Genomic DNA, 16,124 nt, shown 5'->3' with positions numbered 1-16,124 from the left:
GCGCGTAAGCGTTTATCTCCGTGCCAGCTCGACCAAGTGCGCTGCTGCTTCCTCGCTCTTGAGTACCAGCACGTCGCCTTCCAGTGAGTCCAGAACCACCTCTGCGGTGTTGCCGATCAACGCACCGGAAATGCCTGTGCGCGCCACAGTGCCAACGATGGTCACTGCCGCGTTGCACTGCTTCTCGGTGTAGGGAATCAGCACATCCGCTGGCCCTTCTGCGATATGCAGGCGCTCATCGGCAATATCGAACTCTGCCTGGAACGCTTTGCATGCCTCGCGATACCGCTGCTCGATGGTCGAGCTCAGCTGGTAGGTAGGGTCGCTGGCAGACAGCATGGGGGAGGGGTGTGCGCTGATCACATGGAGCTCGCCCTTGGCCAGGCTGGCGATGGCGTAACCGTGATCGATGATGCTGGTATGCAGCCGACGATGGTGTTCATCCTGGTTGCCGACATCCACAGCCGCCAGAATCACGCCGCCTGTCCATGGCTGCTCGCTTTTGACCATCAGCACGGCACAAGGGCACTGGCGTAGCAGCTTCCAGTCGCTGGGGGTAAGCAAGGCCTTGCGCAGAGGGCTGTCGGGGTGGTGCTCCTTGATGACCAACTCGCACCCTTCGGCCTGCTGCACCTTGATGATCGACTCATGCAAACTGTCGTGCCAGGTCTGTTCGTGGGTGACATTGTCATACCCGTCGTCATGCAGCTGGCTGCTCAGCAAAGAGAGCAACGCGCTGTGGTCGTGTTTCTTGTCGCACATCAACAGGTGCAAGCGCGCGCCGGTGACCCCGGCGATCAGTTTCGCTCGCGTCAGGGCGCGGCTGTGGGCGTGCTCGGGGTCGAGAACGACGAGGATACTGCGGACGGCTTGCATGAACGTGAACTCCCTGGGAAATGACGACCAATGCCTGACTATAGTCGGCGTCGTGCGCGATGCCGCTTGACGTGCATCAAGCATAGTCACTGGTGATCGGCACCGCTGACGGTATAATCGGCGATCCTGTCGTTGCCCTGTGTAGCCTTGAGTTTATGTCCCTGATTCCCGAAGTCGACGCCTTCCTCGGTTGTCGCACCCCTGACGCCTGGATCGAAGCAGCACTCGCCGACCAGGAAACCTTGCTGATCGATCACAAAAACTGTGAGTTCAAGGCTGCCAGTACCGCGCTCAGCCTGATTGCCAAGTACAACACCCATATCGACCTGATCAACATGATGTCGCGCCTGGCCCGTGAGGAGTTGGTTCACCACGAGCAAGTGCTGCGCCTGATGAAGCGTCGAGGCGTGCCGTTGCGACCGGTTTCCGCAGGGCGATATGCCTCGGGCCTGCGGCGTGTGGTGCGTGCCCACGAGCCGGTCAAGCTGGTCGATACCCTGGTCGTCGGGGCATTTATCGAGGCGCGCAGTTGCGAGCGTTTCGCTGCGTTGGTGCCGCACCTGGACGAAGAGCTCGGCGCCTTCTATCACGGCTTGCTCAACAGTGAGGCGCGGCACTTCCAGAGTTACCTGAAACTGGCACACCAGTATGGCGACGCAGCGGATATCGCCCGGATGGTGCAGAGGGTGCGTGAGGTGGAGGCAGAACTTATTTGCTCACCCGACATGGAAATGCGTTTCCACAGCGGCATACCGATGGCCCAGGCGGCCTGAACCATCGACCACGCCGTCCGTTTACGGGCGGCGGCCCAGCAACAGGCCAACCACCAGCCCCAGCCCTGCTGACAGTGCTATGGTTTGCCAAGGGTGCCCGCCGATATATTGCTCCGTCGCCTGCACCACAGGTTGCGCCTTGGCGCCGAGCTTGCCGGTGGCCTGGCGCGCTTGGCGCAGTTTCAGGCCAAGCTGCGCGCGCAAGGTGTCGGCTTCCTCGCCGACCAACGCAGCGCTGTCCTCAAGCAGTTTTTCTGATTCCTGGATCAAGGCTTGCAGCTCGCTGAACACTTGGTCCTTGATTTGGTCACTGTCGACAAGCGTGGCGGATTTCCTGGCCATGAACACGTCCTCGTAGGTGGATTGACTTGTACAGTGGATGCCGACGTGCTGCGAAAGTTGCAGCGGCGTACCGATGGCGTGGCGCTACAGTGTAAGATAGCAATCTTTTTTTCAGCGGCAGGAATGACCCCATGAGTTTCAACTTGGCCAACCGAGACTTCGCCGAGCGTGCGCAGATCGAAGGGGAGAAGTCCCGCCTGTTCGAGCTCTGGCAGAACAACCTGGGCAAGGCCAAGGGCGAGGCTGGTCGGTTGATCGCCGAGAAATCGCGGCGCAAGGGCAAGTGGGCAGAGTGGGTGCGCGCCGAATTGGACGCCATGTCGCCACCTGAATACGCCAGCATGGTCCGCAGCGAAGTCAACAAGATGATGGCCGCCGCCAGCGCCAACCGCTAAGGCCCGCTCGATTACCCGCCCGAAGCGCTTGCCTGGGGCAGGTCGAGCGTGCCCTTGTCGGTGAAGCGCACTGTCCCCAACGGCCCGCCGGCCAACTTGCCACGCAGCACGTAGGGCAACCCCTGCAGCGATTCCAGCCGACTCAGGCCATAGGCCTGACGCAGGAAGGCAAAGGCGGTGATACTCACCGGCACCACGATCACTTCCTCGTCATAGCGGCCGATATGTCCGCGTTGGTCGCTGACGCCAGCGGCCAGCGGCTGGTCGTTCACCTCCAGGTTCAGGGCGATGCCGTTGAAATCCACGGCACTTTCGTTAGGGTTCTGCACGCGGATCTTCACCGCCATGCGCAGCTCCAGTTCCTGTCCGGGCAGCGGCTCTATGCCGATCACACTGATGTTCAGCGGGTCGCGTGGCTGCAACAGGGCGCAGGCATTCAGGCCTGTGGCCAACAGCAGGATCGAGCACAGGCGCAGGTAGCGGGCAGTCATATCGGGGGCCTTGGTGAGCGAGCGGCCCTTGAGTGTGGCAAATGCATCCACGCTTGTCAGTGCTGGCCAGGCGCGAGGAAATGCGCCAGCAGGTCATCCACGAATGCCTGCTGTGCCTCGCCCGGTACCTGGCCTCGGTGCTGCGCCAGGGTGAAGGGCACCATGAAATCCAGCGTGGGGTCCAGCGCTCTTAGCAGTCCTTGCGCTTCCCAGGTGGAGGCGCAGTGGCAAGGCAGATAGCCGATATGCTGCCCCGACAGGATGAAGGTCAAGGCGCTGTCGATCTGTTCAGCCTGTGCCGAGCTGCGGCGGCTCTGGAACGGCTCCCCGTGCTTTAGGAACCGATAGGGGTGGCGTACCTGGTCGGCTTCCAGCAACTGTTCGCGAGTGATGTCCGACACTTTGAACAGTGGGTGATGCAATCCGCAAAACAAGCGTTGGCGTTCCTCGAACAGTACCTGGTAATCGAACGCCGCCTGATTCCCGGAGAAATAGCTGATCGCCAGGTCCAGGCGCTGCTCCAGCAGCAGACGCTCCAGCTCTGCCGGTGGCGCGCAGGTGAGCTCCAGCTGTACCGCCTGGTCACGCTGGCGAAAGCGGGCGATGGCTTCGGACAAGCTCAGCGTCACGCCGCTGTCCTGGTTCTCCGCCATGCCGATGCGCACCCTTCCCAGCAGGCGTCCGGCCACCCCATTGGCCTGCTGGCGAAACTGCTCGATCTGCAACAACAGCCCGCGTGCCGCCTTGAGCAACAATTCGCCTTTCTCGGTGAGGGCAAAGCCGCGCTTGCCCCGGCTGCACAAGCGATAGCCAAGGCGCGTTTCCAGCCGGGCCATCTGCTGACTGATGCTGGGTTGGCTAAGCCCTAGCACGCCCTGGGCGGCACTGAAGCCGCCGGCCTCGACTACAGTGACGAACAGCCGCAGCAGGTGCAGGTCCGGGTCGTGGAGTTGTCCAAGCATCACATTGCTCCCGGTGAATGTCAGCTTTATACAGTTGCCATTTTTGCAATGTAACCCGCCTGGCATGCTTGCGGCATCCCCCATTCGCCGAGGTCCCCGTCATGCGTCGATCGTTGTGCCTGCTCAGCCTGGTCCTGGCCCTGCCCCTGCAAGCCGAGGAAAAGGTCGTCAACCTGTACAGCTGGGCCGACTACATCGCCCCGCAAACCCTGGCGCGGTTCGAGAAGGAAACCGGCTACAAGGTGCGTTATGACACCTTCGACACCACCGAGGTGCTGGAGACCAAGCTGCTGACCGGCCGCAGTGGCTACGACGTGGTGGTGCCATCCTCAACCGTGTTGGCCAGGGCACTCAAGGCCGATGCCCTGCAGCCGCTGAACCCGCAAGCGATGCCCGGCTATGCCAACCTCGACAAGGACTTGCTGGCCAAGCTCGCCGAGACCGACCCGGGCAACCGCTACGCAGTGCCCTACACCTGGGGCACCCTGGGCCTTGGGGTTAATGTGGAGGCAGTGCGCCAGCGCTTGGGCGACGTGCCGTTGGACAGTCTCGACTTGTTGTTCAAGCCCGAGTACGCCAGCCGCCTCAAGGATTGCGGCATCGCCATGCCCGATTCGCCCCAGGAGGTCATCGGCCTTGCCCTGCACTACCTGGGCAAGGACCCCTACAGCCAGCAAAAGGCCGACCTCGACGCGGCCCAGGCGTTGCTGCGAGGGTTGCAGCCTTCGATCAGCTACGTCGCCAACGGGCGGCAGATCAACGACCTGGCCAATGGCAGCGTGTGCCTGGCCCTGACCTACAACGGCGATGCCGCCATGGCTGCCGACCAAGCCCGCGCTGCCGGCAAACCATTCGAGCTGATCTACCGCATTCCGCGTGAGGGCACGTTGGTCTGGCAGGACAACCTGGTCATTCCCAAAGGTGCGCCGAACCCTGAGGCGGCGCGGGCCTTCATCACCTTCATGCTGCGTCCCGAGTCGGTGGCCGAGCTTACCAATACGCTGTTCTTCGCCAACGCCAACCAGGCCGCCACGGCACTGGTGGACGACAGTGTGCGCAACGACCCGGACATCTACCCGCCGAGCGAGGTGCGCGAGCGCCTGTACGCCGACCGCAGCATGGCGCTGTCCGACCTGCGTCAGCGCAACCGCCTGTGGACCGCCTTCCGCAGCCGTCAGTGACCCTTTTGCAGAACCAGGAGCAGCACCGTGGAACAAGCTCTGAACAACGACCAGGCCATGACCCGCGACAGCCTCTACGGCACCGCTGCGGAAAGCACCTACGCCGGCATCACCAGTTTCTCGCGACGCCGCTACAGCCGTGACCTGCGCGGTGTGGACGTAGTGGTCAGCGGCGTGCCGTTCGATACCGCCACCAGCAACCGTCCCGGTGCGCGCTTCGGCCCGCGGGCGATCCGCGCTGCCTCCGTGCAGCAGGCCTGGGCGCGTCATTGGCCCTGGAGCTTTGACCCATTCGACTATCTGGCGGTGATCGACCATGGCGATTGCGCCTTCGACAGCGGCACGCCCGAGTCGGTACCCGGCAGCATCGAAGCCCACGCCACGCGTATTCTCGAGGCCGGCTGCGCGATGCTCACCCTGGGCGGTGACCATTTCATCAGCTACCCGCTGCTCAAGGCCCATGCTCGGCGTCACGGGCCGCTTGCGTTGATTCACTTCGACGCACACAGCGACACCTGGCCAGACGAGGAGGGCAAGCGCATCGACCACGGCACCATGTTCTGGCATGCCGCTCGCGAGGGCCTGGTGGACCCCTCCAGCTCCGTGCAGATCGGCCTGCGCACCACCAATGACGACAGCCAGGGCTTTGCCATCATCGATGCCCGCCAGGTGCACCGGCAGGGTAGCGAGGCGGTGATCACGGCGATCCGCCAGCGCGTGGGCGAGCGTCCGGTGTACCTGACCTTCGACATCGATTGCCTGGACCCGGCCTACGCGCCCGGCACTGGCACCCCGGTGTGCGGTGGCCTGAGCACCGTGCAGGCGTTGGAGATCCTCGGTGGCTTGCGCGGCATCAACCTGGTGGGCATGGACCTGGTGGAGGTTGCGCCGGCCTATGACCATGCCGACATCACCGCCTTGGCAGGAGCGACCCTGGCGATGGAGATGCTGTGCCTGTACGCAGCGCGCCACAAGGTGGACAAGACGACTTAACGCACCCGGCCCCCGGTGCGAGGGTTGCCGTAACATGAGGAATCAACTCCAGCGGCTTTCGGGCTTTTTCCGCGAACCTGTCGCGCCTTAGGCTATCCAACGCTTGGGCGCGACTTTTCGTACCGGAGATAGCGATGAAACCGATTCTGCCAATTTTGGCCCTCGGCCTGCTGCCTTGCCTGTCTGTGCAGGCGGCGCCATCCCAGTTGTTGCTCGCCGCAAGCAACAACAACCCCTACAACAGCCCCATCCAGCGCGCCAACCCCAACAGCCGCCAGGGCAGTGTTCCGGCTACGCCAGCGGTGCGTGGCCCGTCCACCCAGCCGAATCCACGCCCGCCCACCCTGGAAAACCGTGGTATCGGCAATGGTGAGAACCTGCGCCGCCAACAACAGACGCCTGACCTGGAACCCATCCGCCCACCGCGCGACTCGCAACGCGCGCCTTGAGCCCTTTGGAAGGAAGCCCGAATGACCTCACGTACCTGGTTGACCACCCTGGCCGCCGCCGCGCTGTTCCCGTTGTTGGCGCAGGCCGCGCAAGAGCAGCAGCTGCCCAGCGAAGAAGGTCAATTGACCGTCAGCACCATCGCCGATGGCCTGCGCAACCCCTGGGCACTGGCCTTCCTGCCGGGAGGCAAGGACATGCTGGTGACCGAACGTGCCGGCAACCTGCGGGTGGTCACTGCCGACGGCAAGGTCGGGCCGCCGCTGTCGGGCGTGCCCAAGGTATGGGCCAAGGGGCAGGGTGGTTTGCTGGATGTCGTGCTGTCGCCGGAGTTTGCCAAGGACCGTACGGTCTATCTGTCGTTCGCCGAGGAAGGCAGCGACGGCAAGGCCGGCACCGCAGTCGGTCGCGGACAGTTGTCCCAGGACCTGGCGCGGCTTGAGAACTTCAACGTGATTTTCCGCCAGATGCCGAAGCTGTCCGATGGCAACCATTTCGGCTCGAGGCTGGTATTCGACCGCGACGGCTACCTGTTCATCGCCTTGGGCGAGAACAACCAGCGGCCCACCTCGCAGGACCTGGACAAGTTGCAGGGCAAGGTCGTGCGCATTCTGCCCGACGGAGAAGTGCCCAAGGACAACCCGTTCGTAGGGCGCGACAACGTGCGCCCGGAAATCTGGTCGTTCGGCCATCGCAACCAGCAAGGCGCGGCGCTGAACCCCTGGACCGGCAAGCTGTGGACCCACGAGCATGGGCCGCGTGGCGGGGATGAGATCAACATTCCAGCGCCCGGCAAGAACTACGGCTGGCCGATCGCTACCCATGGCATCAACTACTCGCTGCTGCCGATTCCCGAGGCCAAGGGCAAGCACGTCGATGGCATGGTCGACCCGCACCATGTGTGGGAAAAGTCCCCGGCCATCAGCGGTATGGCCTTCTACGACAGCCCGACGTTCAAGGCCTGGGACCACAACCTGTTCATCGGCGCGCTGTCCAGTCAGGAGCTGATTCGCCTGCAACTCGATGGCGACAAGATCGTCCACGAAGAGCGCCTGCTGGGCGACCTCGGCGCGCGCATTCGTGACGTGCGGGTAGGGCCGGACGGCTACCTGTACCTGTTGACCGATGCCACGGACGGGGCGTTGCTGAAGGTGGGCCTGAGCGACGGCTGAGCATCAGTTGGCTGCGGGCAGAGGGCCATGGTGTACGATGGCCTTTTGGCCCAGACCCTCCACCAATGCCCCTCGATCCTCAGACGTTGTACCGCCAAGCCCTGGAGCAGCATGGTTTTGCTCCCGACCCCGCGCAAGCCCAGGCCACCGCTGCATTGCAGTCCTGCTTCGAGGCCTTGCGAGACGGCCCGCCAGGCCAGGGGGTGTACCTCTGGGGCCCGGTCGGTCGGGGCAAGACGTGGTTGATGGACCAGTTCCACCATTGTCTTGGTGTACCTTCCCGGCGCCAGCATTTCCACCATTTCATGGCCTGGGTCCACCAGCGCCTGTTTCAGCTCAATGGCACCGCCGACCCCCTCCAGGCCCTGGCCCGCGAGTTGGCCGGGCAAATACGCGTACTGTGCTTCGACGAGCTGTTCGTCAACGATATTGGCGACGCGATCATCCTCGGGCGGCTGTTCCAGGTGCTGTTCGACCAGGGGGTCGTGATCGTCGCCACCTCCAACCAACCCCCAGGCCAGCTATACCATGACGGCTTCAACCGCGACCGCTTTCTCCCGGCCATCGCCGCCATCGAGCGGCATATGCGGGTGGTATCGGTGGCGGGCGAGCAGGATCATCGCCTGCACCCAGGGGCCGAACGGCAACGCTACTGGGTGGCCGAGCCAGGGCAACCCTGCGCGCTGGCTGCAGTCTTCCAGCAGTTGAGCCCGGACGACCCGGGGACCGAACAGCCATTGCAGCTCGGCTCGCGACAGGTTCAGGTGGTGCGGCGCAGTGTCCAGGCGATCTGGTTCCGGTTCGCTGACCTTTGCGAGCAGCCGCTGGCCACTGCCGAGTTCATGGCCTTGTGCGATTGCTTCCCGGCGGTTCTGGTGAGCGGTGTGCCAGCCATGGGCGGTACGCAGCAGGCCGGGCGCATTGCTCGGGGGACGGAGGACGGCGCCACGCGCATCGAGGCGGGCGACCGCGAGTTGCCGATGCTGTCGCCCAAGGACGACGGTGCGCGGCGCTTCATCGCTCTGGTCGACGAGTGCTACGACCGGCGGGTGCCGTTGTACCTGGAAGCCGAGGTGGCGCTGCAGGCGCTCTACACTCAAGGGTATCTGGCGTTCCCGTTCAGGCGGACCCTGAGCCGACTGCGGGAGATGCAACTGCAACGCTTCGCTTGAAGGAGCCGACCATGGAGCCGCTGTCGCATCATCTGCTGACCCAGGCCTACAACAATGGCTGGGCCAACCACCGCCTGTACAAGGCCTGCCTGCAACTGACCCAGGACGAGTTCGTCGCCCCCCGCTGCAGCTTCTTTCCTTCGATCAAGGCTACCCTCAGCCACCTGCTGACGGTGGACTGGTTCTACTTGCACGCCCTGGAGTGCGAGCAGCGCGGCGAGGCGCCGGACCCGGACGCCGAGCGCTTCTTCCAGCCCGGGCAACCTTTCACCACCTGCGCCGATTTGCAGGCCCAGCAGGCACAGGCCGACCAGCGGCTGATCGCCTACTGCCGACAACTTCGCGACAGCCAGCTGGCGCGCTACGTGAGTATCGTGCGGCCCGAGCGGGTGCAGCGCGAGCAACGCCTGCGCCTGCTGGCGCATCTGTTCGAGCACCAAGTCCATCACCGTGGTCAGGTGCACGCGATGCTCAGTGACACGGGAGTGCGCCCGCCGCAGCTGGATGAGTTCTTCTGTGAGGAGGAAGCCCAGCTGCGGGCGGATGACTTCGCCGAGCTGGGCTGGACTGAGGAGCAGGTCTGGGGGCGCGGTTAGCACAGCCGTTGAGCGTTTCGCAGCGCCTGGGGGCGGGCTGATCTAAACGCCATGTGGAAGACAGCGCCGGAGGCGTTAGCGCGCCATCCAGTCGACCAAGGCCTTGTGGAAGCGTTCTGGTTCCTCGATCTGCGGCGCGTGCCCCAGGCCTTCGAAGGTCACCAGTTCACCCTTGGGAATCCTCTTGGTCGCCTGCGGCCCCAGTTCCTTGTATTTGCCCATGCGCGCCTTGACCTCAGGCGGGGCGATGTCGCTGCCGATCGCGGTGGTATCGAGGTCGCCGATCAGCAACAGCGTCGGCATCTTCAGGTCCTTGAACTCGTAGACTACCGGCTGGGTGAAGATCATGTCGTAGATCAGCGCCGAGTTCCACGCCACTACTTCATGCCCCGGGCCTTTGTTCAAGCCCACCAGCATCTCTACCCAACGCTCGTACTCAGGCTTCCAGCGTCCAGCGTAGTATGTATTGCGCTCGTAGTTGCGCACGCCCTCGGCGTCTAGCTTGAGCTCGCGCTGATACCACTGGTCGACGCTGCGGTAGGGCACGCCCATGGCTTTCCAGTCTTCCAGGCCGATGGGGTTGACCATCGCCAGGCGCTCGACCTGCTGCGGGTACATCAGCGCGTAGCGGGTGGCCAGCATGCCTCCGGTGGAGTGGCCCAGCACGTTGGCCTGCTTCACGCCCAGGTGCTGCAGCAGGGCATGGGTGTTGTGCGCCAGCTGCTGGAAGCTGTACTGGTAGTAGGCAGGCTTGCTGGAGGTGCAGAAGCCGACCTGGTCGGGGGCGATGACCCGATAGCCGGCCTGGCTGAGGGCAGCGATGGTGGTTTCCCAGGTCGCGGCGCAGAAGTTCTTGCCGTGCATCAGCACCACGCTGCGGCCGTTGGCCTTGCCCTGGGCAGGCACGTCCATGTAGCCCATTTGCAGGGCTTGGCCCTGGGACTGGAAGTCGAAGTGCTTGAGCGGGTGCGGGTAAGCGAAGCCTTCGAGCTGTTTGCCATAGGTGGGCGCTTCGGCAGCAATGGCCGAGCCGCCGACGAGGCAGGCCAGGGCCAGGGCGGTGGTACGCAGCATTCGGGTACTCCGTGTAGGTCCATGTAGGAATTGGCGACTGTAGCAGTCAGTGGACCGTACGGAAGGTGAAAGGTGTTACTCGGTGTGAGAGCGCTCGCGAGGCGCTATCGTGGGGACCCCGGGGCACCGAGGCGCCCAGGGGTTGAGCATCAGTAGCGAGCGACCACTTCGTCCTTGCCTTCGTGGGTGAGGCCGATGACCTCATAGGCATCCTTGCGGTCACCCATTTCCATGCCGGGTGAGCCGATGGGCATGCCTGGTACGGCGAGGCCCTTGAGGTCCGTGCGCTTGGCCAGCAGGCGCACCTGCTCGGCGGGCACGTGGCCTTCGACGAACTTGCCGTCGATCACGCCGGTGTGGCACGACGCCAGGCGCGGGGCCACGCCCAGGCGCTCCTTCACCGCGCTCATGTTCGGCTCGACATGGTCGTTGACGGTGAAGCCGTTGTCGCGCAAATGACTGATCCACTGCTTGCAGCAGCCACAGTTGGGGTCGCGGTAGACATCGATGACCTCGCTCGCCTGGGCGAGGCCGGTGAAGGCCAGGAGGCCAAGGGCGATCAAGTGTTTGCGTAGCATGTGAGTTCCTCTGTAAACGCAGGCGCAGCCCGACTGCTCGAGTATCCAGCGATTGGTCAGCAGCATAGCGTAACTGGCCGCCAGGCGCCGCCCAGGCCCTTGAGGAAGCGGCGGCGAGGGGCGAGCGAGCATGGAAAGACCTGGGCATGCCGACCCTGGCGCGAGGCCGGTTCGCCTGCGATGTTCCCCTTACCCGGCTGTCAGCTCCCTTAGGTGAACATTACAAATGCGTCAGGTCGCGCATCAGCAAGCCGAACGCCAGGCTCACCTGTTCAGGAATCGGCAGGTAGACCGTGTGGCCGTCCCCCGGCGCCACTTGGATAGCGTGCAACTGGCGATCGCACAGGCGGTTCAGGTCGAAGTGGTAGTTGCCTCTTGGTGTCATCAACTCCAGGTGGTCGCCGATCGCGAAACGGTTCTTCACCTTGACCTCGGCCAGGCCCTCGACCCGAGCTCCGGTGAGTTCGCCAACGAACTGCTGGCGCTCGGACGACGAGTTGCCGCGCTGGTAGTTCTGGTATTCGTCGTGCACGTGGCGGCGCAGGAAACCCTCGGTGTAGCCGCGTTGGGCAAGGGACTCGAGGCTGTCCATCAGGGTGCGGTCGAAAGGCCGCCCGGCGGCGGCATCGTCGATGGCCTGGCGGTAGGACTGCACGGCGCGGGCGCAATAGAAGTGCGACTTGGTGCGCCCTTCGATCTTCAACGAATGCACGCCCATGGCGCTCAGCCGCTCGACATGCTGGATCGCGCGCAGGTCCTTGGCATTCATGATGTAGGTCCCGTGCTCGTCCTCGAATGCCGGCAGGTGTTCGTCCGGGCGGCTGGCTTCCTGGAGCAGGAACACCTGCTCGGTGGGGGCGCCAAGGCCCAGGGTTGGCTCCACCTCACGCACGATATCGCCCGTGGCGTCCTGGGCGGCAGGCGTGGCCTGGTACTTCCAGCGGCAGGCATTGGTGCAACTGCCCTGGTTGGCATCGCGCCGGTTTAGGTAGCCCGACAGCAGGCAACGGCCTGAATAGGCCATGCACAGGGCTCCATGGACAAACACCTCGAGCTCCATGTCGGGCACCTGCTGGCGGATCTCCTCGATTTCCTCCAGCGACAACTCGCGGGACAGGATCACCCGGCTCAGCCCCAGGCCCTGCCAGAACGCGACGCTGGCCCAGTTGACCGTGTTCGCCTGCACCGACAGGTGGATTGGCATCTGCGGGAAGTGCTGGCGGACCAGCATGATCAGGCCCGGGTCGGACATGATCAGCGCATCCGGGCCCATCTCTATCACCGGGGCCAGGTCCTTGAGAAAGGTCTTCAGCTTCGCATTGTGCGGCGCGATGTTGACCACCACGTAAAAGCGCTTGCCCAGGGCATGGGCCTGCTGGATGCCGAGAGCCAGGTTGGCGTGGTCGAATTCGTTGTTGCGCACTCGCAAGCTGTAGCGCGGCTGGCCGGCATAGACGGCGTCGGCGCCGTAGGCGAAGGCGTAGCTCAGGGTCTTGAGGCTGCCGGCGGGGGCCAGCAGTTCGGGCTTGGCAGGGGAGGTCATGGGGCACCGAGGGCAAAAGCTGCGCATGCTACGGCTGGCGCGTACTCAGGGTGTTGAGCCAGGTCAACGCGAGTGCGGCACTTTTGCTTGCCGGCGGCGCACTAATAGCTGAGCTTCGAGGAATTTCCATGAATCAAGACGCATTGCAGAACAAAGCCCTGGCGGTATTGCTGGCCCTGGTGAGCATCGCCTTCGTGTGGGTTCTGCTGCCTTACTACGGCGCAATCTTCTGGGCGGTGATCCTGGCCATTCTTTTCGCCCCCCTGCAGCGCCACCTGGTCGTGCGCTTCGAGCGTCGACGCAACCTGGCGGCGGGCGTGACACTGGCGACCTGCCTGTTGATTGCGGTGCTGCCGGTGATCGTCATCAGCATCCTACTGGTCCAGGAAGGCGCCATGCTCTACCAGCGCATCGAAAGCGGCCAGCTGGATATCGCGGGCTACATCGAGCGTGGCAAGGACATGCTTCCGCCCTTCGCCCAGCGCTGGCTGGACAACCTGGGCATGGGCAACCTCGATGGCCTGCGCGCGAAGATCACCGAGTGGGCGACCCAGGGCAGCCAGTTCCTGGCCACCCAGGCCTTCAGCTTCGGCCAGGGGACGTTCGAGTTCCTGGTCAGCTTCGGCATCATGCTGTACCTGTTGTTCTTTTTCCTGCGCGAGGGCGCGGAGTTGGCGCGCAAGGTGCGTCAGGCGGTGCCGTTGCCCGAACAGCAGAAGCGTCGGCTGCAACTGAAGTTCAGCCGGGTGGTGCGCGCGACGGTCAAGGGCAACCTGCTAGTGGCGATTACCCAGGGGGCGCTGGGCGGGTTGATCTTCTGGGTGCTGGGCATCCCCAGCGTGGTGGTGTGGGCAGTGCTGATGGCGTTCCTGTCGTTGTTGCCAGCCGTGGGTGCGGGCATCGTCTGGGCGCCGGTGGCGGCCTATTTCCTGTTGACCGGCGCGATCTGGCAGGGTGTGGTGCTTACCGCCTTCGGCGTACTGGTGATCGGCCTGGTGGACAACTTGCTGCGGCCGATCCTGGTGGGCAAGGACACGCGCATGCCCGATTACCTGATCCTGATCTCGACCTTGGGCGGTCTGGCGGTGTTCGGCCTCAATGGCTTCGTGATCGGGCCCTTGGTCGCAGCGCTGTTCGTGTCCAGCTGGACGATCTTTACCGAGACCAAACCGCAGGTGCAGTTGCCATCCTGATAGCGGTGTAGGCCTCGTTGATAGCGATAAAGCACCCGTGGGAGCGGGTGTTGCCTGCGGCACACCGGCGAAACCGGTGACCTGCGCCGCAGCGTCTGGTTCGCGGGCGAGCCCGCTCCTAAGCGGGCCGCGCCGTACTGACGTTCAGCGCAGACTGTAGGAAAAGCCGGTGTATACCCCGAACCCTTCGCCAGGCGTGGAGCGGGCGATGTCCTGCCCGGCATCGTCGTAGCCCGGTGTCACCGTGGCGGCGTAGCGCTTGTTGGTGAGATTGCGCAGGTCCAGCCAGGTCTGCCAGTCCTGCTTGGGCGAGTCCCAGCCCAGGCGTGCGCCGAGCAGGGCGTAGGCGTTGGCGTGATAGCTATTGGCATAGTCGACCTGCACCTTGGAGGCCATTTGCGTGTTGACTCCGGCGTAGAACCCGCTCGGCCAGTCGTAGCGCAGCTCGGCCTGGTAGTAGTGCATGGGGATGCCGGGCAGGCGATTGTCTTCGAAGCGCTCGTCGTTGCGGTAGTGGAAGTCGCTGAAGGTATAGGCCTGGCGCAGGCTCAGGCGGCCGCTGCCGTGGTGTTCCCACAGGGTGCTGTCCAGCGCAGCTTCGACGCCCTGGTGCACGGTGGCACTGGCGTTGAACTCCTTGGGCAGCGCGCCGGGGACGATTTCTACCGCCAGCAGCTCGTGGCGAACCTGCGCGTAGTACCAGGCCAGGTCCCAGCGACCCAGGGCCGAATCGCCTCGGGCACCGAGCTCCAGGGTGGTGGCGGTCTGGTTTTGCATTTCGATCGGTTGGGTGGCCTGGGTCGAGCTCCACAGCAGCGACCACGGGTGCGGCGGTTCGACCGCGCGGCTCAGGTTGCCATAGACCTGCAACGCCGGGCTCAAGTCGTAGCGCAGACCCAGGCGCGGTGCGTAGTCCCAGTCGTGCTGGCTGACCTTGCCGCCGCTAACCGGGTAGGTGACGTCGCTTTCGCGGCGGGTGTAGATCATTGCCAGCCCGGTGGTCAGCCACAGGTCGGGAACCAGTTCCAGCTCATTGCTGGCGTGCAGCACGTTGTCCGAGCCCTGGTAACTGAAGTCGCGGCTGCGTGCACCGATCACGTCACGGTCGCGGGCGAACTGCGATGCCCCGCTGTTGGGCAAGTGCTTGGTGCTTCGCCAACCCACTGTGGTGTTGCTCGCATGCCCCAGCAGGGTGTCGTGGCGCAGGTAGTTGAGCGTGGCGCTGATGTCGGTGTAGGCCACTTTCAGGCGCATCGGGCCTTCGCGCAGGTCCATCGGGTAGTCGTGGTAGACCAGCCCGGCTTCCAGGCGCGAGTCGTCGTCGAGGTAGAAGGTGGTCTTGTTGCCGAGCCAGGTGCTGCCAGGTTGCGGGCGGCTGTCGTCGCGGGCCAGGTAGGCGGGGTTGGCGGCGCGTGGGTGGTGCTTGATCTGTTCCTTGGTAAGGCGCCCGGCCAGCTCGTTCTCGGTCTCGCGATAACGCAGGTAGAAGCGTGTTTCGAGGTTGGCGTTGAAGCGGTAGCCGATGTTGGCGGCGACGCCCTTGGCGCTGCCGCTGCTGTGTGCCTGGTAGCCGTCGTATTCCGAGTCGGTCAAGGCCACGTAGTAATCCAGGTCGCCCAGCACCTGCCCTGAACTGATGTGTCGGCGCTGGTAACCGCGGCTGCCGATTTCATAGCGCAGTTGCAGCGGGGCGGCGTCATGCCCGGTGTGGGTCACGTAGTTGATCGCGCCGCCCAGTGCCAGCGCGCCGCGGTCGAAGCCGTTAGCGCCGCGCAGCACTTCGGCGCGGCTCAGCCAAAGAGGCTCGAACAGCTCATAGGGCGTTCCACCGGGGCCGGTCAATGGCAGCCCATCGAACATCGTGTAGACCCCGGAGCCGTGGGCACCTGGGGCGCGGTTGATGCCTGAGCCGCGAATCGAGAGCTTGATGCCATCGTTGCCCGCCGACTGGGCGAACACCCCAGGTTGGTAAGCCAGCACATCCTGGTTGGTGGCCACGCGCCCCTGGCCGACCTGCTGCATGTCCACCAGGTTGCTGGCGCCGGGTATCTCGCGCAACTGCTGCGCGGCCGCCTCCAGCGCATCTTGGCGTTGCCCCTCGATCATGACCTGTCCGAGCTCCACGGGCGCACTCGCCAGGGCCGTGCAATTGGCCACGCCGACGAGCAGCCCAAGGGCTGAGGGGAGGGGGGGAACGAGACGCATTGGGTGACTCCGAGCGAAAGGGATGACAAGCAGTGCTGGTCAGACGCGTGAAACGCCGCTCAAAGCACGTCGACCTATCGCGGGGGAAAGTGCGACGCAATTTGTAGGACGCCACTTTACAAAGTGCATCG

General features: G+C 64.2%; 17 protein-coding genes. 9 read left to right on the top strand and 8 right to left on the bottom strand.

The genetic code is table 11. From position 1 onward, the window contains the following. Positions 1 to 12: 12 nt before the first annotated feature. On the bottom strand, positions 13 to 876 hold the full coding sequence (locus RAC97_RS21725; protein WP_375102192.1) for a universal stress protein: 864 nt from the start codon (positions 874 to 876) through the stop codon (positions 13 to 15). A gap of 155 nt (positions 877 to 1,031) precedes the next feature. Between RAC97_RS21725 and RAC97_RS21720 the strand changes: the two genes are divergently transcribed. Further along, positions 1,032 to 1,649 carry a tRNA-(ms[2]io[6]A)-hydroxylase gene (locus RAC97_RS21720; protein WP_375102191.1) on the top strand — a complete coding sequence of 206 codons (618 nt, stop codon included), beginning with the start codon at positions 1,032 to 1,034 and terminating at the stop codon, positions 1,647 to 1,649. Between the two features lie 21 nt (positions 1,650 to 1,670). On the opposite strand, the gene RAC97_RS21715 is transcribed toward RAC97_RS21720, so the two are convergent. Next, positions 1,671 to 1,991: a YqjD family protein gene (locus tag RAC97_RS21715; RefSeq protein WP_375102190.1), complete on the bottom strand. Its 321-nt coding sequence runs from the start codon at positions 1,989 to 1,991 to the stop codon at positions 1,671 to 1,673. A gap of 131 nt (positions 1,992 to 2,122) precedes the next feature. Here RAC97_RS21715 and RAC97_RS21710 point away from each other — a divergent pair, with 131 nt between their 5' ends. Next, positions 2,123 to 2,386: a hypothetical protein gene (locus RAC97_RS21710; protein ID WP_375102189.1), complete on the top strand. Its 264-nt coding sequence runs from the start codon at positions 2,123 to 2,125 to the stop codon at positions 2,384 to 2,386. An 11-nt stretch (positions 2,387 to 2,397) separates the two neighbouring features. Here the strand turns inward: RAC97_RS21710 and RAC97_RS21705 are convergent, their stop codons facing one another. Both RAC97_RS21705 and RAC97_RS21700 read right to left on the bottom strand, forming a co-directional pair. Further along, a complete protein-coding gene (locus RAC97_RS21705; protein WP_375102188.1) occupies positions 2,398 to 2,877 on the bottom strand; it encodes an LEA type 2 family protein in 480 nt (159 codons plus the stop codon). A 56-nt stretch (positions 2,878 to 2,933) separates the two neighbouring features. Next, a complete protein-coding gene (locus RAC97_RS21700) occupies positions 2,934 to 3,839 on the bottom strand; it encodes a LysR family transcriptional regulator (RefSeq protein WP_375102187.1) in 906 nt (301 codons plus the stop codon). A 101-nt stretch (positions 3,840 to 3,940) separates the two neighbouring features. Here RAC97_RS21700 and RAC97_RS21695 point away from each other — a divergent pair, with 101 nt between their 5' ends. The 6 genes from RAC97_RS21695 to RAC97_RS21670 all read left to right on the top strand — a co-directional run bounded on the left by RAC97_RS21695 (position 3,941) and on the right by RAC97_RS21670 (position 9,400). Then, a complete protein-coding gene (locus tag RAC97_RS21695) occupies positions 3,941 to 5,020 on the top strand; it encodes an extracellular solute-binding protein (RefSeq protein ID WP_375102186.1) in 1,080 nt (359 codons plus the stop codon). Positions 5,021 to 5,047: 27 nt separating this feature from the next. After that, a complete protein-coding gene (gene speB / locus RAC97_RS21690) occupies positions 5,048 to 6,013 on the top strand; it encodes an agmatinase (RefSeq protein WP_375102185.1) in 966 nt (321 codons plus the stop codon). A 134-nt stretch (positions 6,014 to 6,147) separates the two neighbouring features. Then, the gene (locus RAC97_RS21685; RefSeq protein ID WP_377748377.1) at positions 6,148 to 6,462 is read left to right on the top strand and encodes a hypothetical protein; all 315 of its coding nucleotides are present in this window, start codon (positions 6,148 to 6,150) and stop codon (positions 6,460 to 6,462) included. Positions 6,463 to 6,483: 21 nt separating this feature from the next. Next, positions 6,484 to 7,632 (top strand): PQQ-dependent sugar dehydrogenase, encoded by a 1,149-nt coding sequence (locus RAC97_RS21680; RefSeq protein ID WP_375101755.1) that lies wholly within the window; start codon positions 6,484 to 6,486, stop codon positions 7,630 to 7,632. Positions 7,633 to 7,697: 65 nt separating this feature from the next. Next, the gene (zapE, locus tag RAC97_RS21675; protein ID WP_375101754.1) at positions 7,698 to 8,804 is read left to right on the top strand and encodes a cell division protein ZapE; all 1,107 of its coding nucleotides are present in this window, start codon (positions 7,698 to 7,700) and stop codon (positions 8,802 to 8,804) included. 11 nt (positions 8,805 to 8,815) lie between these two features. Continuing rightward, complete coding sequence (locus RAC97_RS21670) at positions 8,816 to 9,400, top strand: DinB family protein (protein ID WP_375101753.1); 585 nt, start codon at positions 8,816 to 8,818, stop codon at positions 9,398 to 9,400. 75 nt (positions 9,401 to 9,475) lie between these two features. Here RAC97_RS21670 and RAC97_RS21665 read toward each other — a convergent pair whose 3' ends face one another. The 3 genes from RAC97_RS21665 to yegQ form a co-directional block, all read right to left on the bottom strand. Continuing rightward, positions 9,476 to 10,474, bottom strand: coding sequence for an alpha/beta fold hydrolase (locus RAC97_RS21665; protein WP_375101752.1), 999 nt, complete (start codon positions 10,472 to 10,474; stop codon positions 9,476 to 9,478). Between the two features lie 149 nt (positions 10,475 to 10,623). Further along, positions 10,624 to 11,052: a DUF411 domain-containing protein gene (locus tag RAC97_RS21660; protein ID WP_375101751.1), complete on the bottom strand. Its 429-nt coding sequence runs from the start codon at positions 11,050 to 11,052 to the stop codon at positions 10,624 to 10,626. Positions 11,053 to 11,272: 220 nt separating this feature from the next. After that, the gene (gene yegQ / locus RAC97_RS21655) at positions 11,273 to 12,595 is read right to left on the bottom strand and encodes a tRNA 5-hydroxyuridine modification protein YegQ (protein ID WP_375101750.1); all 1,323 of its coding nucleotides are present in this window, start codon (positions 12,593 to 12,595) and stop codon (positions 11,273 to 11,275) included. 128 nt (positions 12,596 to 12,723) lie between these two features. Between yegQ and RAC97_RS21650 the strand changes: the two genes are divergently transcribed. Continuing rightward, positions 12,724 to 13,788 (top strand): AI-2E family transporter, encoded by a 1,065-nt coding sequence (locus RAC97_RS21650; protein ID WP_375101749.1) that lies wholly within the window; start codon positions 12,724 to 12,726, stop codon positions 13,786 to 13,788. A gap of 144 nt (positions 13,789 to 13,932) precedes the next feature. On the opposite strand, the gene RAC97_RS21645 is transcribed toward RAC97_RS21650, so the two are convergent. Further along, positions 13,933 to 15,993 (bottom strand): TonB-dependent receptor family protein, encoded by a 2,061-nt coding sequence (locus RAC97_RS21645; protein WP_375101748.1) that lies wholly within the window; start codon positions 15,991 to 15,993, stop codon positions 13,933 to 13,935. Positions 15,994 to 16,124: the final 131 nt, after the last annotated feature.

Source organism: Pseudomonas sp. LS_2, assembly GCF_042709235.1.
In the GTDB taxonomy this organism is placed as follows: domain Bacteria; phylum Pseudomonadota; class Gammaproteobacteria; order Pseudomonadales; family Pseudomonadaceae; genus Aquipseudomonas.
Note: the sequence above shows the minus strand (reverse complement) of the source record. Positions and strands in the feature narration are given on the sequence as shown.

What these genes read in the sequence shown, in the direction of transcription:
- RAC97_RS21725 (WP_375102192.1), bottom strand. Translation starts at nt 876, where the DNA reads ATGCAAGCCGTCCGCAGTATCCTCGTCGTTCTCGACCCCGAGCACGCC.
- RAC97_RS21720 (WP_375102191.1), top strand. Translation starts at nt 1,032, where the DNA reads ATGTCCCTGATTCCCGAAGTCGACGCCTTCCTCGGTTGTCGCACCCCT.
- RAC97_RS21715 (WP_375102190.1), bottom strand. Translation starts at nt 1,991, where the DNA reads ATGGCCAGGAAATCCGCCACGCTTGTCGACAGTGACCAAATCAAGGAC.
- RAC97_RS21710 (WP_375102189.1), top strand. Translation starts at nt 2,123, where the DNA reads ATGAGTTTCAACTTGGCCAACCGAGACTTCGCCGAGCGTGCGCAGATC.
- RAC97_RS21705 (WP_375102188.1), bottom strand. Translation starts at nt 2,877, where the DNA reads ATGACTGCCCGCTACCTGCGCCTGTGCTCGATCCTGCTGTTGGCCACA.
- RAC97_RS21700 (WP_375102187.1), bottom strand. Translation starts at nt 3,839, where the DNA reads ATGCTTGGACAACTCCACGACCCGGACCTGCACCTGCTGCGGCTGTTC.
- RAC97_RS21695 (WP_375102186.1), top strand. Translation starts at nt 3,941, where the DNA reads ATGCGTCGATCGTTGTGCCTGCTCAGCCTGGTCCTGGCCCTGCCCCTG.
- RAC97_RS21685 (WP_377748377.1), top strand. Translation starts at nt 6,148, where the DNA reads ATGAAACCGATTCTGCCAATTTTGGCCCTCGGCCTGCTGCCTTGCCTG.
- RAC97_RS21680 (WP_375101755.1), top strand. Translation starts at nt 6,484, where the DNA reads ATGACCTCACGTACCTGGTTGACCACCCTGGCCGCCGCCGCGCTGTTC.
- zapE (WP_375101754.1), top strand. Translation starts at nt 7,698, where the DNA reads ATGCCCCTCGATCCTCAGACGTTGTACCGCCAAGCCCTGGAGCAGCAT.
- RAC97_RS21670 (WP_375101753.1), top strand. Translation starts at nt 8,816, where the DNA reads ATGGAGCCGCTGTCGCATCATCTGCTGACCCAGGCCTACAACAATGGC.
- RAC97_RS21665 (WP_375101752.1), bottom strand. Translation starts at nt 10,474, where the DNA reads ATGCTGCGTACCACCGCCCTGGCCCTGGCCTGCCTCGTCGGCGGCTCG.
- RAC97_RS21660 (WP_375101751.1), bottom strand. Translation starts at nt 11,052, where the DNA reads ATGCTACGCAAACACTTGATCGCCCTTGGCCTCCTGGCCTTCACCGGC.
- yegQ (WP_375101750.1), bottom strand. Translation starts at nt 12,595, where the DNA reads ATGACCTCCCCTGCCAAGCCCGAACTGCTGGCCCCCGCCGGCAGCCTC.
- RAC97_RS21650 (WP_375101749.1), top strand. Translation starts at nt 12,724, where the DNA reads ATGAATCAAGACGCATTGCAGAACAAAGCCCTGGCGGTATTGCTGGCC.
- RAC97_RS21645 (WP_375101748.1), bottom strand. Translation starts at nt 15,993, where the DNA reads ATGCGTCTCGTTCCCCCCCTCCCCTCAGCCCTTGGGCTGCTCGTCGGC.